The sequence below is a fragment of the Bacillus sp. HMA207 genome, assembly GCF_003402455.1.
GTDB lineage: Bacteria > Bacillota > Bacilli > Bacillales > Bacillaceae_G > Bacillus_A > Bacillus_A cereus.
Window position 1 is genome coordinate 50,712 of record NZ_BEZT01000001.1, and the last position, 13,542, is coordinate 64,253.

Consider the following 13,542-nt stretch of genomic DNA (forward strand, 5'->3'; position numbering starts at 1 on the left):
CGAATTACTATATTTAATAAGTTATATTCAAATTTTTAATTAACCAAGGCTTTATCAATGACAGAACTGTTATAGGTTGCATAGCCTTAGTGTGATCCATATCATTTCCTCTTAAGATTTCTATATCCCATCCAAGATGTTCTAACTTTTGTTTGTTTTTTTGAAGTATACCAATAATATCAACTACTACATTGCCAAAATTTTCACCGTAAACAATAGTGTCTTTTTCCCCAGAAAACGCTAATCTCGGAATGATTAGTTTATGTTGGATGTCTTGATCATCAAACTCCATCAAATTCTCGTACATTGTAACAAACTGTTTAGTTTGACTCATGTCGATCTTTATCTGTATGTTATCCCAATCAATTTTTTCAGGATTAATATGTGCTTGATCAATAACAGGAGAATTGTGATTATTCACAGCTTGCTCGTATGTTTTATTTGTTACTACCATCATTTCTTTATATGGACCATCTATTGGTGGAAACCCGCCCATGATTATACTGTCTAATCTATCCGTTCGAATGGCTAATTGTAACCCAGCTAAAGCTAACCAAGAGTAACCATAATAACTAAACTTATTAATATTCATTTCGTCAGCAATTGTTAATAGGTCTTTTACTATATTTTCAGGTGTGAGATTCTCTGGATTTGGATGTTGCAAACGATGACCTTCGTAGTCAAAATATAAAATCTGAAACTTATCTATGAGTCCATCAATAAAATGTTTTCCAAATTCAGGATCTACCCCCCACAACTTTAAAGTTTCAGCATCTTGCCCATATACAGATTCTTTAGCAACTGGGAGCATGATCGTTCTAAATTTTGGATTTCCAACCAAACCAACCTTTAATACTGATTCGTCCGTAAGTTTTATGATTTTCTCCATTTCTATCACTCCTAAATTGTTTATACTAAAATCATATAACATTCATGCAATCTTCCGGATTTATGATTTTTTTCTCGTATATATAAGGATTTTATTTGAAATATGTTAATGTAGCACTTTAAGGTTTAACTTTAAAAAGGAGTTAATAAATGAAGACATATAGTCCTAAACAAATTGCGAATGTCTTAAATGTTAGCACAACAACTTTGAGAAGATATGAAGAACAAAATCTCATTCCTGTTGTGCCAAGAACGGAAAGTAATCACCGGTTTTATACATCGATACACTTTCAAGCATTTATTACCATTAGAGCATTATTAAAAGGATATGATATACCTATTGTTTATAAAGTTATGAGGATGATTAAAAACGTAAAGTTTGAAGAAGCACTCTGGTTAATTAATGAACAGCAATTCAATATTCAGGTGGAGAAAAAGCGAGTAGAAGAAATACTAAACATGATTCGAAATGCTGATTTTACTAAATATAAAAATGTAGAGTTAAGTGAACGTATGAGCATTGGAGAGGCTGCAAAAATAGCAGGCGTAAATACTTCGGCTATCCGTCATTGGGAACATGAAGGGTTAGTCCACTCAGAAAGAAATAAAGAAAACGGTTATAGAATGTTTCCAATATCAGAACTGCGTAAAATACTGGTTATAAGCAGTTTGAGAAAAACCGTGTATTATATAGAAAATATGAAAAGCTTGCTAGATGATTTAGAAACATTACCTTATGGAAAAATTGAACGTTCCTTTCAGTTGGCTTTAGAAAACTTGAACACTCAACTATTACTCCAATTTAAAGGAATGGAAGAACTGATGAAATATATACACTTTTACGAGTAAGCAAATATGTAAAAAGAGCTAAGCACAATGCTTAGCTCTTTCCTTTTGTTATCACTTCTTTAAAACCGGTATCCAAATTTCACTTTTGAAGTTTGGAGAAGATATATCTTTCTGTTCATTCCACAATATTTCCGGCCCTTCCGCTAGTTCATAGTTCGAAGAAGGGAACCATTCAGAATAAATACGTCCCCATACATTTTGTAGTGCATCAGGAAACGGCCCGACAGCTTCAAATATAGCCCATGTTGAAGCTGCGACTTCAAGTTGTACGAATTGCTCTGGGCAATCTTTCGTTGTGGCTACTCCAATGTAGTGATCGAGTTCGCCTTTTTCCTCCATTCTTCCTTCAGAAAAATTAGTAGAGGCACTAATAATTCCAGTAGGTTCAATGTTTGAAAGGGACTTTAATGTTTGAATAGACTCTGGGTTTAAACTTTTCCACATAGAAGCAATTTCTTCATTTACACCATTAAAAACGATTGGTACTCGTTTTGTAATACCTATAATTCGAAATGGCTCTTTTTCTTCAATTCGATAATTCATTTCATTTCCTCCTTGAATGGATAATTGGAAGGTCATTGGTGAATAAGCCTTCAAAGAATGGCTACTATTTCGGGCTTCTGAAGGTGTTATACCGTGCAAGTTTTGAAATGCACGAGCGAATGAATCTGGTGAGTTGTATCCATATTTTATAGCGATATCAATGACTTTTACATTGCTGTTTTTTAGTTCAAAGGCAGCGAGAGTAAGACGTCTACAGCGAATATATTCTGATAGTGATATACCTGCTAAAAACGAAAACATTCTTTTAAAGTGATACTCAGAACAAAGAGCTAGCCTCGCAACTTCTTTAAAATCAATTTCATTCGTAAGGTTATCTTCAATATAGCGCATTGCAGCATTCATATTTTTAAGTGAATCCATATTATGACCTCCTCTGTACATAGAATAGCAGGAACGAAATAGCTCCATCCGACATTTCGTGCACAACTTTGTAGGTGCATTTTTTACCTTACAAAATTGTAATGTTCCTGTAAGGAGAATGAATGGATGGTATGATATCCCAATGTTATAGTAACAAAGTACTTTAATTCATTACGTTAACTTTTTGATTTCTTTACTTATGTGCCTTACATAACTGTCATGTTTGTGTAAGAAACATCGATAGTGGCAAGAGTAGAGAGTGTATATAGTTGAAAATAGAGAATAGATGAAATGAGGGATGTCGAGATGAAAACAGTGCTAGAAGCAAAAAATATTGAAAAAGTATATGACACGGGTGGTAATAAATTTGCAGCGTTAAAAGGTATTAACTTACAAGTAAAAGAAGGTGAGTTCGTTGGAATTATGGGACCTTCAGGTTCTGGTAAGACGACTCTACTAAATGTTCTTTCTACAATTGATAATGCGACGAACGGTGAAATTTTAATTGATGGAAAAGATATCGTAAAAATGAATGACGATAAGTTAGCGTTATTCCGCCGCGATCATTTAGGTTTCATTTTCCAAGATTATAACTTATTAGATACGTTAACGGTGAAAGAGAATATCGCTTTACCACTTGCGTTATCAAAGGTGAAAGCGAGTGAGATTGATCGCCGCGTTCTTGAAATCTCAAAGAAATTCGGTATTGATCATATTTTAAGTCAGTTCCCATATCAAGTATCTGGTGGACAGAAGCAGCGCTGCGCAGCATCACGTGCGATTGTTACGAATCCAAGTATGATTTTCGGAGACGAGCCAACTGGAGCGCTTGATTCTAAATCTGCAACAGATTTACTTGAAAGTATGAAGTCGTTAAACGAATATGATAACTCAACAATTTTAATGGTAACGCATGATGCATTTGCAGCAAGTTATTGTAAACGAGTTATTTTCATTAAAGATGGTGAACTATATAAAGAATTGCACCGCGGTGAATCGACGCGTAAACAGTTCTTCCAAAAAATTGTTGATGTAATGTCTTCTATTTCTGGGGGTATGGCTGATGACCTTATCTAGCATTGCCCTCCGCAACATACAGCGGAACTTTAAAGACTACTTTGTATATTTTGCATCTATGATTTTTAGTATCGTTATTTATTTTACATTTAAAGCATTGCAATACAATTCACAAATGGAAAAAGCTGCAGAAGCTTCAAAAAAAATTAGCGGAGCGTTCCAAGTTTCAAGTGTCATGCTTATCATTTTCGTAGCAGTGTTTATTATATATTCGAACGGTTTCTTTACACGTAAACGTAAAAAAGAAGTTGGCTTATATTCGTTATTAGGTATCCGTAAAAGACAAATTGGTAAAATGCTCTTTTATGAAAATATGTTAATGGGATTAATGTCTTTAATTATCGGTATTGCGATTGGTAGTGTCCTTTCAAAATTATTCCTTGAACTGCTAGTAAGCATGATGGGATTAAACTTAAATGTTCATTTTGAAGTACCGATGGCTGCCATTATTGATACAGCACTTATTTTCTTTGTGATTATTTTATATACATCACTTCAAGGATATCGTTTAATTTATCGATTTAAGCTAATTGAACTTTTCCGCGCCGAACGTGAAGGAGAAGCAATGCCAAAAGGATCAGTTATTATGGCATTAATTTCAGTTATCTTAATCGGTTCAGGTTATTTTTTAGCATTAATGTTCATGAAAGCAGTTAAATATGCAGACTTTATGGCAGTTGCACTTTATATTTTATTGGCGACAGTATTAGGTACGTACTTACTATTTATGTTCTTTACAGTATTCGTATTGAAACGTGCAAGAAATAATAAATCATCGTTTTATAACGGTATGAATATGGTAACGACGTCGCAGCTACTATATCGTATTAAAGGAAATGCAAAATCACTTGCGACAATTTCTATTTTAAGTGCGGTAACATTAACAGCGGTTGGTACGTCTGTTACGATGTATTACAACACATTTACGCAATCAAAAGCAGTTGCACCATATAGCTATTCTTATGAGAAAAAAGATGCAGCGCTTGATAAGAAAGTAAATGCGATTTTTGCAGAAGAGAAGAAAGATCATCCGATTAAAGATCAATTTGAAATTGAGACAGTTCCTGTAAAAGGGAAGTTTGAAGGAGATAAAGTTGATTTCATCTTTAATATGAACTACAGTATCTCAGAGAAATATCAATTTATGTCTCAATCTGAATTTAATAAGCTTGCTAAGAAAATCGACGCAGAAACAGTGAATGTAGCTGCTGATGAAGCATTTATATATGATAGTTCGTATATTGAAGGACATGAGTTTAGTCCACAATATAAAGGAAACAAAGCAGTATTCCAAATTGGGAACGAAACGAAGCAATTAAAAATCCAAGGTGCAAATGACGTTGCGATTACAAATTTAGGTGAATTAGTTGTTGTCGTTTCAGATGAAATGTATGAACAAGCGAAACAAGCATTTGGAACACGTATTGTAAAAAATATTGATGTGAAAGATGAGAAAAACAGTAAAGTGTTAACGGAAAAATTAACAAAAGTGATGCCAGCTGGTGAATCAGAAATGGTGTTATCATTTAGAGATTTCTACACTGGTTTCCATATGGGGCTTGAAGGAACAGGATTAATGATGTTTATTGGAATGTTCTTAGGGCTTGTATTCTTACTAGCAACAGGTTCTATCATTTACTTTAAACAATTAACAGAAGCAAATGCTGATCGTGAGCGTTATGTTGTACTTCACAAAATAGGGGTCACAAAACAAGAAATGAAAAAAGCTATTGCAAAACAAGTAAGCTTTATCTTTGCAATCCCGTTAGTAATCGGAATCCTGCACAGCTTGTTTGCATTAAAAGGTTTAGGGAACATACTACCATTTGAAATTATGATTCCGCTTCTAATTAGTATCGGAGTATACGGCGCTATTTATATTGGATATTACTTCTTAACTGTTCGTTCTTATTATAAGATCGTGAGTGCGAAGTAATAAGGGGCAGCTATCGCTACAGGCGATAGCTGTTTTTTTATTCTTCATAAAATCTTAAGAAACTTCCTCAATTTTTATTAAGAAACGATAGTTATACTTAGACACAAGTTAAAAACTACCGAACGAATGAGGAGAGGTTTATATGCAACTCATAACATTCTTACATGAATTTATGAAACATCCGAAACATACTGGTGCAATTGCGCCAAGTTCAAAAATATTAGCAAAGAAAATGGTCGATGTAATTGATTTTAATAAAGCGAAATGTATTGTAGAGTTAGGGCCTGGTACAGGGGTCTTTACGAAAGAGATTATGAAGAGAAAAAAGAAGGAAACAATATTTCTTCTTATTGAAATTAATGAAGTGTTTTGCAAAGAGCTAAAGAGAAAATTTAAAGATGAGCAGAACGTCATTGTTGTGCACGGTTCAGCTGAAAATATAAAGAAGTATATGGAAGAGTTCCATATAGAATGCGTGGATTACGTTTTATCGGGATTACCTTTTACTTCTTTACCAGAAGAAGTTTCAAAACGTATTTTAAACAATGTAATGGAAGCGATACATGAGAATGGTGAATTTATTACATTTCAATATTCACTTGTGAAAAAAGGATTTATACAGCACTTCTTTCCTGAAATTACGCTAGAGAAAGTGTGGCTCAATTTCCCACCAGCGTACGTCTTTAGCTGTAAAAAAGAGCTAAGGAGAGCGTATGCATAATGGAATTACATGAATTATTATCCTATATTGAGCAGTACGGTTATTGGGCATTATTTTTCTGTTTATGGTTAGGTATTATCGGTATGCCAATTCCAGATGAAATGATTGTTATGAGCGGAGGCTTTGTATCTTCATTAGGTATATTAAATGTTATTCCTGCGTTTTTATTAACGTATTTAGGCGTTGTGTCCGGACTTTCTTTAGGCTATATATTAGGGAAAATATTTGGTACAAAAGTACTTGATAAGCTAATGAAAAAGAAAAAAGCAAAGTATGTTGTGAAATCGCAAGAGATGGTAGAGAAGTATGGTCATTATGCATTAGTTACAAGTTACTTCATACCAGTTGTAAGACATGTTGTACCGTATTTAGTTGGAATGAATAACATGTCATTTAAGACGTATGCTTTGTATTCTTATACGACAGGATTTCTTTGGACACTCGTTTACTTTGTGCTAGGTTCTTTATTTGGACAACATATTGAAAGTATTGTAGCAGTTGCGATAGAGTATGGCTTGTATTTTGGCGTGATTGTTTTTATTGTTACAGGTATTCTTTATTTATATAGACAAAAAAGAATCACACTGATGAGTAAATAGAAGTAAAAAAAGTTTCTTCCAGTATGAAGGACAAGATAGGATTATAAGTATAAAATTATCTTTATTTAATGGTAAAATATAGGTAAGTAGTTAAGGGAGGAAGAGCGTTGTGCTACTCATTTTTAGCCTTATCTTAATTGGAATTATGTGCAGTATGAAAATAGTATCTTTACACATGATAGAACGACAAAAGGTAGAGGAACGATATGTATATTGTCCAAAATGTGATACAAAAATTAGAAGAGGAAATTCAGCTCCTTTTTGTTCGAAATGTAATTTAATATTTTAAAAATAAAAAGTCCGAAATCACTTTATATAGTTTCGGACTTTTTATTTTTAAGTAAACATTAATCCACCTAGTTCTCTTTCGTTTGTTTATTAGCTAAAATGGATTATGAATAACAATAGTATGTAAACGAAAATAAATATAAATGTACACATGGAGTGTTATATTTGGAGATTTTAATCATAGTAGGATGCCTATTAATAGGAATTATTTTGATTAGTATAAGTATCTATCGATTTGTTAAAGAAATAAAAGAAAAAAATTCAAAGAAAGAGAAATGGAAAGTAGTAGCTGGAAATTTGATAGAGTTATTTAGTGATCCATTGCACGGAGCACCGTTCTATTTTTTAACTGGGGGTCTCTTTTTTGTAATCGGGCTGTTATTTCTTTCTATGGGAATGGGATGGCTTGAAATTGATTAAGGCGTATTAACAAAGATGTTTCATAGTTGTATTGCGAAGAGGAGAGAGCAAATGCCAGTTATAAGAGATATACAATTGAGTTTTCTAAAAGTAAAAGAGCATACTAGAAGCACTGAGACATTACAGTTAGCATCTACAAGCAACTACGATGAAGATATCTCTTTTGGTAAAGAGACGAGCTGTATTACTTCTTTATATTGTCGACATATGCCAAAGTTAAGAATGGAGTATGAGAAAGGTATTTTGATTCATTGTGTGGATGATATTTCATTACTCGATGAGTGGGAGAAGAAATATCGAATTTTCCCTGAATATATGAATGCTTTTGTGGAATATGGGAGTGTGAGGGATTTTCCATATTTATCAGATAGAGAGAAAAAAGAATTAGCCCTTCAAATCGTTCATGCGGAAATGAAGCGTTTAGCTGTGAAATATGATTGGGATATAGAAGAGTTAGAAAAAGTGAAGAATAAGATACTAGAATTGAATTATAGAAACGAGTTCGTATATATAAAAAAGAGTAGTCCGAATAAAAAATACGTATGTAATATAACATGTCAGCATGAAGTGGCTTATGCTGACGTGTACTTAGAAATAAGAGAGTATAGAACGAGGCGGTTAATCAAAAAGGAAAAGCTTATTAGAGAAGAAGATATGTATAAGATGTTTCATCATGTTAGTGAAGTGGCTTGGAAGTTAAATCATAAAGTGCTACTGATGAACGATAAAGGAAAAACTGTATGGATGTTAACCTTTTTAGAGAAAGATATCCCAGCTAATTTAGTTTGGAAGATTGAAAGAATAGATTGAAAATAGATGAGAAGTGGAGTGCATATGATGGAGACACAAATCGTTATTGGAGTACCTGGTTTATGGAAAGATAGAACAGAATTAATACAAGAAGTTGTGAGGAAAAGTAACTATATATTAGCGGGAAATGTGATGCACCATAAGGAGAAAGAGATTGGCTTTGAAATTGATATATATGAACAAGACCCTTCTTTGAGAGAGGCTTTCTTCTATGCAGGTGGTGAGCGTTTTAATGAAGAATTGCTTCAGGAGTTGGAGAAGCATACTTATACAGTGTATGTTATTGCAAAAGTTGACGATACAGAGAGATTACAAGAAGTAATTGATGTAGGAATGGAACTTTTAAATGCAGGTGGACTTGCTTTAAAAGTTGAAACAGCAGGTGTGGCTTATTCGAAAGAAGAATGGCAAGAGCTTGCAGAGGATAAGGAAATCTTCCCGATGTATTCGCACCTTGTAACTTTAGTTGGAGATGAAGAGGACGGTTATTATTCATGTGGAATGCAAGCATTTAATCTACCAGACGTTGTTTTAGACGGAGGGATAGATCCGGAAGTAGCTGTAGATTTATTGAATGATTTTAACCTACATAATATATTGGAAAAACCTAATTTGAAAGATGGAGATACAATTAGTTTCACAGAAGATGCTCCAGTGTATCTCTTATCTCATTATATAGATAATCGTTATGAACAAGAGGATCCATTTTATAATCCGTGTGGGGTATGGAAGTTAGAGAGTGCTTCGGCAAAGAAATCTATCTTTCAAAAATTGGGGAGTGTGCTAAAAGGATGGAAAAATACATAAAAGAACAGAGGAGTATATGTGATAAATATAAAGCGGAGTATGTAGAATCTCCGAATGACTTGAAATTAGGAATAGCGCAAAATGTGAAAGATGGTATTGTTCCGATTAATGGGTTACGAATGCCTATAGAAAACGGAACGACAGGTTGGTACATTTGGGCTGGTGAAGAAATGGGGACAGAAGAAGATTTCTTTCTTCCTTTACATGTTCAACATATTGATGAATGGGCACCTGAAATAAAGAAGTATTTAGGGTTACCACCTGGTTGGAGATTTTTAATTGCTGGAGATTACGAGGACGTGTGGTATGATCCGAATTTGTTTGATGAAGATTTAGAAGAGGATACAGATGAATGGGAAGAAAATATGCTACAAGAGTATGGATGGTACATGCATAGCATATTAGCAGAAGATATTGATGGCATCCATGCTAATTATCATACGCATGGTCTAAGAGATAACTTTAATCATCAAGATTTACAAATAGCATTAAATATGGATCCTGAAGTCGCGCATAGTGTTTTTTGTACCATAATAGAAGAGATAAAGAGCGGAAAAAAGTTTGAACAAGGGATTGAGTATACGGATATTATTGAAGGATATCCCATTATTATGAAGTCTTTCGTAGAGATGGATCGAGAAGTTTTGAGGGTTTTATTACCTGATGAAAGAGGGATTCTTCCTACTAGGTCAGAGTGTGATGAGTGTTATAAGACTCAATTGGATAGTATTGAGGAAATTTGATAAAAAAAGAGCTTGAAACTATTCAAGCTCTTTTTTTATCACTATTTATGTCCTAAAATATGCTCAATCTCATGCAAACTTAATTTACTTGCCTTAGCAATCGTTTCAAGTGGTATACCAAGATCATACATATTTTTAATCATTTGAATTTTCCCCTGTTGAATGCCTTTTTCAAGCCCTTTTTCAATGCCTTTTTCAAGCCCTTTTTTAATTCCTTGTTCCATTCCTCTTTTTATTCCTTCTGTCTCTGCATGGGCGAATTTTGCTGCTTCATCCATTAAAACTTTCTCCCTTGCGTCATAGGCTTGTCGGAAAGAAGAATCCTGACTCATACGTTCCCATTTATTTATTGCTTTTTGTAAAATAGGGTCTTGGTTCATAGCAATATCCTCCAATAGTTTAGTTAAGTGCTCATCCTCATTTGCTGAAAGCAATAAAAGCCAACGAACAAATGGATCTTTCCACGGATTTACTTTTTCTTCATGCCATTGTTCAGTTAACTTTGGAATTTCTATAATGTGGATTTCAATGTCGTCACTCAGGAGTTTTTGTTGTTGTGTATTCCATAATATGCTCGTTGTATGGAAGGCTGGGTGTTCCGAAAACATTACGAAGTTTAGTAAGTTTATGGTGATGGTTTTGTGAAGTGCACTGTAGGGCATCCCTTTTTGTAGTTGAGATGTGTATAGTCTTCCCCAATAATATAAACTGCGTTTAACCATATCGTGATTATTATTGAGTTGTATTTCTACATTAACTTTTGTTCCTGTGTCTAATGTCGCTGAAATGTCTAAAATAGATAACTTATCCTCTTCATATTCCCTGTGTAAATGTGGATCTTCTAGTTGTAGAGAAGCAATGGGCGACTCTAAAGACTCTTGTAACATAGCATTTAAAAATGCAATTAGAATATCTTCGCTACCATTCGTACCAAACAATTGTTTAAATGCAAAATCAATGCGTAAATTAACTAACTGTTGGTTGAACAAAGTTTGTCCTCTCCCTTATATGAAGGTGCTTCTTTCCTTCATTGTACATAAAAAGAACTAGAGTATGCAAACAAGCCATTCTTCTATTTTTTAGTAGTGTTATTAGAATGTCACAGGTAAGTATGGTTATGTTATACTCTAGTGAAATTAAAAAAATATTTTTGTTTATATCGGGGTGAAGATGCTACATATGCAAAAAGATATTTTAAAACTATTAGATAAAAAGCAAAGTAAGTATGAATTTCCTGCCTTTGATAATGAATATATTGATATTTCACAAGTGAAATTCTCTCTTTTCTTTAAAGATACTAAGGATTGGCTAATGGTGTTTCAAATTGTTGGTGTAGGTTCATTAGGTGTATGTAATGATATTCAAGTATATGGCGATAGAATTACTCATTCAATGGGTGATGATTGCATTTTACAATTAAATAATGGCGATTATGAGTTGTTTGATGATGAAGGTGAATTTATACCGAATATTTATAACGGCAGTTTAAAAATTCGCGAGCATCATTTTGAATATGAATTTACAGAAGAAGATTATATAAATAATGGAATAGAAGTACAAACGACAGAGCATTATCCAACATACTTCATGCGTATGCTTGCTACTAATGAGGAAGCTCAAAAATTATTGTGGTGGGATAAAGGAGAAATTTTAGAAGAGTTCGGTTTAGAAGGCGACTGGGAAGTAGCGTATGAAACGGAAGAATGGAAACATGTTGAAGACGAAAAAGTAAGTGAAAATGAATTCTTCCAATCAGTAGCCGCTGCAATAGAGAAGAAAGATCCAAGTGTTATTGTGAATGAAAATGCTAATACGCATTGGAGAAATTGGATAGAGTTTGATTGTGACTGAAAAGGATAGGAGAAAGAATAACAAATGAAAAGAAGAAGAAAATCCGGAGAAAAAGTACAAATGCATCGTTTTGCACTACCTCTATACTACGGAAGTGAAGCACCATATTATTATTACGAGGTAGCGCCCCATGAAAGAGAGGAACGCTTCCATTTAACATCAGATCTTTGTGTAATGGATGATGAACATTATTTTATTAGAGGATGTTTAGAGCTTCCTATCATTGACTACCACGAAAATTTCATATGGACTGTGTGGGTATCACTTAGTAAAGAAAGTTATGATGAAGTATTAGAAAAGTGGGATGAGAGAGGCCGAGAAAATAGTGATCCTTATTTTGGTTGGTTATCTGTAGAAATACCAGTTTATCCAGAAACATTAAATTTAAAAACAAATGTACATATAAGAGAAGTTGGAACGGCACCGTATGTTGAATTAGAGCCAACCGAGCATCCTTTAGCGATCGAACAAAGAAATGGAATTACTTTAGAGAGAGTTAAAGAAATACAAGAAATGATTCAACGACATAACTAGATTAGAAGAGAAAAAAACGAGTGCTAGCACTCGTTTTTTTCTTTACACAACCGCAGGATTATAAATCATCGTAAAGTGTCCTGGTAATAATTCAATGTGACAAGGTGTATGAAGCGAACTTTCTCCATCTGTATCTACTTCTTTTTCTTCTTTCGTTTCAATATGAATGGATTTCGCTTTTACGTGGAAGATGTCATTTTCATTTGAATCCTCGAATAGTTTCTTTCCGATGTAATCTTTAAATGCTTGAATACCTGTTGATTTGACTACGAAAATATCAAGTGTTCCGTCATCACATTTTACGTTCGGAATAAAGGATGGAATACCACCAAGATATTCACCATTTCCAACCATGACAAGGACAGCTTCGTCTTCATATACTTGTCCGTCATAAGTAATTTTTACCGGGAATGTTTCAGCATTTTTTACAGTTCGAATTGTGCTTAAATAGTAACCGATTTTACCAAGCTTTGCTTTTTCTTCTGCATCGATATTGTTTGATACTTCAGATACGAGTCCAATGCCCCAGAAGTTTAAGAAATGTTGTTCATTTGCTTTTGCAACGTCAACTGGTTTTACGTGTTCCTTTGTGATAAGTTTTGCTGCTTCTGCAATGTTTTGCGGAACACCAAGTGTGCGAGAGAAGTCATTGCAAGTTCCACCTGGAATGATTGCAAGTGTAGGTCTAGTTTCGAGAGGTGCTAAGCCATTTGTGCATTCAAATACTGTTCCATCACCACCAAAGACGATAATTAAATCTACTTTACTAGCAAACTCTTGGCAATATTTTGTTGCATCACCTTGTTTTTTCGTATGAAGGATATGTAGATCAGGAAAAGCTGCGGCAAGAGGTGGTACGATTTTTGTTAAATTTGTATGTAAGTCACCTTGACCAGCTTTCGGATTTACGATGAGGAGTACTTTTTCAAATTTTGTCTTTGTCATATTTCATCTCTCCCTGTAGTTTGTAATGGAAAGAAAGGAGCTGTTCCCATGTATTTTAGAACAGCTTCTCCCTATTAATTGGATGCTAACATTGTCAGTTATTGTCGGTAAGTCGATATATTAAAAAAATCGCCGATATACATTTTATGT

16 protein-coding genes are annotated in these 13,542 nt (G+C 33.9%); 12 read left to right on the forward strand and 4 right to left on the reverse strand.

The window, feature by feature from the left end; translation table 11 throughout:
- Nucleotides 1-13: 13 nt before the first annotated feature.
- Nucleotides 14-889 carry an alpha/beta fold hydrolase gene (locus tag HMAS_RS00325; RefSeq protein ID WP_000411236.1) on the reverse strand — a complete coding sequence of 292 codons (876 nt, stop codon included), beginning with the start codon at nt 887-889 and terminating at the stop codon, nt 14-16.
- 149 nt (nt 890-1,038) lie between these two features.
- Here HMAS_RS00325 and HMAS_RS00330 point away from each other — a divergent pair, with 149 nt between their 5' ends.
- On the forward strand, nt 1,039-1,737 hold the full coding sequence (locus HMAS_RS00330) for a MerR family DNA-binding transcriptional regulator (RefSeq protein ID WP_000861047.1): 699 nt from the start codon (nt 1,039-1,041) through the stop codon (nt 1,735-1,737).
- Between the two features lie 51 nt (nt 1,738-1,788).
- Here the strand turns inward: HMAS_RS00330 and HMAS_RS00335 are convergent, their stop codons facing one another.
- The gene (locus HMAS_RS00335) at nt 1,789-2,661 is read right to left on the reverse strand and encodes an AraC family transcriptional regulator (RefSeq protein ID WP_000377719.1); all 873 of its coding nucleotides are present in this window, start codon (nt 2,659-2,661) and stop codon (nt 1,789-1,791) included.
- A 306-nt stretch (nt 2,662-2,967) separates the two neighbouring features.
- On the opposite strand from HMAS_RS00335, the gene HMAS_RS00340 reads away from it, so the two are divergent.
- From HMAS_RS00340 to HMAS_RS00380, 9 genes are all read left to right on the forward strand, one after another.
- Nucleotides 2,968-3,738: an ABC transporter ATP-binding protein gene (locus HMAS_RS00340; protein WP_000859655.1), complete on the forward strand. Its 771-nt coding sequence runs from the start codon at nt 2,968-2,970 to the stop codon at nt 3,736-3,738.
- Complete coding sequence (locus tag HMAS_RS00345) at nt 3,725-5,674, forward strand: ABC transporter permease (protein WP_000176132.1); 1,950 nt, start codon at nt 3,725-3,727, stop codon at nt 5,672-5,674. The genes HMAS_RS00340 and HMAS_RS00345 overlap by 14 nt, the downstream gene beginning before the upstream one ends.
- Nucleotides 5,675-5,816: 142 nt before the next feature.
- Nucleotides 5,817-6,395 carry a class I SAM-dependent methyltransferase gene (locus HMAS_RS00350; RefSeq protein WP_001176087.1) on the forward strand — a complete coding sequence of 193 codons (579 nt, stop codon included), beginning with the start codon at nt 5,817-5,819 and terminating at the stop codon, nt 6,393-6,395.
- Complete coding sequence (locus HMAS_RS00355) at nt 6,395-6,994, forward strand: DedA family protein (protein ID WP_000418906.1); 600 nt, start codon at nt 6,395-6,397, stop codon at nt 6,992-6,994. Before HMAS_RS00350 ends, HMAS_RS00355 begins: the two co-directional genes overlap by 1 nt.
- Before the next feature lie 109 nt (nt 6,995-7,103).
- A complete protein-coding gene (locus HMAS_RS00360; RefSeq protein ID WP_001986677.1) occupies nt 7,104-7,283 on the forward strand; it encodes a hypothetical protein in 180 nt (59 codons plus the stop codon).
- Between the two features lie 164 nt (nt 7,284-7,447).
- Nucleotides 7,448-7,702, forward strand: coding sequence for a hypothetical protein (locus HMAS_RS00365; protein ID WP_000404319.1), 255 nt, complete (start codon nt 7,448-7,450; stop codon nt 7,700-7,702).
- Nucleotides 7,703-7,753: 51 nt separating this feature from the next.
- A complete protein-coding gene (locus HMAS_RS00370) occupies nt 7,754-8,512 on the forward strand; it encodes a hypothetical protein (RefSeq protein ID WP_001144129.1) in 759 nt (252 codons plus the stop codon).
- Between the two features lie 27 nt (nt 8,513-8,539).
- Nucleotides 8,540-9,319, forward strand: a complete 780-nt coding sequence (locus tag HMAS_RS00375) for a DUF4261 domain-containing protein (protein ID WP_000449846.1) — start codon at nt 8,540-8,542, stop codon at nt 9,317-9,319.
- Nucleotides 9,304-10,062: a DUF4262 domain-containing protein gene (locus HMAS_RS00380; protein ID WP_000417366.1), complete on the forward strand. Its 759-nt coding sequence runs from the start codon at nt 9,304-9,306 to the stop codon at nt 10,060-10,062. The genes HMAS_RS00375 and HMAS_RS00380 overlap by 16 nt, the downstream gene beginning before the upstream one ends.
- A gap of 41 nt (nt 10,063-10,103) precedes the next feature.
- Here HMAS_RS00380 and HMAS_RS00385 read toward each other — a convergent pair whose 3' ends face one another.
- On the reverse strand, nt 10,104-11,051 hold the full coding sequence (locus HMAS_RS00385) for an Rpn family recombination-promoting nuclease/putative transposase (RefSeq protein WP_063264160.1): 948 nt from the start codon (nt 11,049-11,051) through the stop codon (nt 10,104-10,106).
- Nucleotides 11,052-11,241: 190 nt separating this feature from the next.
- Here HMAS_RS00385 and HMAS_RS00390 point away from each other — a divergent pair, with 190 nt between their 5' ends.
- Entirely contained in the window at nt 11,242-11,913 is a 672-nt protein-coding gene (locus HMAS_RS00390) for a DUF7003 family protein (RefSeq protein ID WP_001168087.1), read from the forward strand.
- 24 nt (nt 11,914-11,937) lie between these two features.
- Nucleotides 11,938-12,447: a DUF2199 domain-containing protein gene (locus tag HMAS_RS00395; protein WP_000830218.1), complete on the forward strand. Its 510-nt coding sequence runs from the start codon at nt 11,938-11,940 to the stop codon at nt 12,445-12,447.
- A 42-nt stretch (nt 12,448-12,489) separates the two neighbouring features.
- Here HMAS_RS00395 and HMAS_RS00400 read toward each other — a convergent pair whose 3' ends face one another.
- Nucleotides 12,490-13,392, reverse strand: a complete 903-nt coding sequence (locus tag HMAS_RS00400; protein ID WP_000167902.1) for a diacylglycerol/lipid kinase family protein — start codon at nt 13,390-13,392, stop codon at nt 12,490-12,492.
- Nucleotides 13,393-13,542 lie beyond the last annotated feature (150 nt).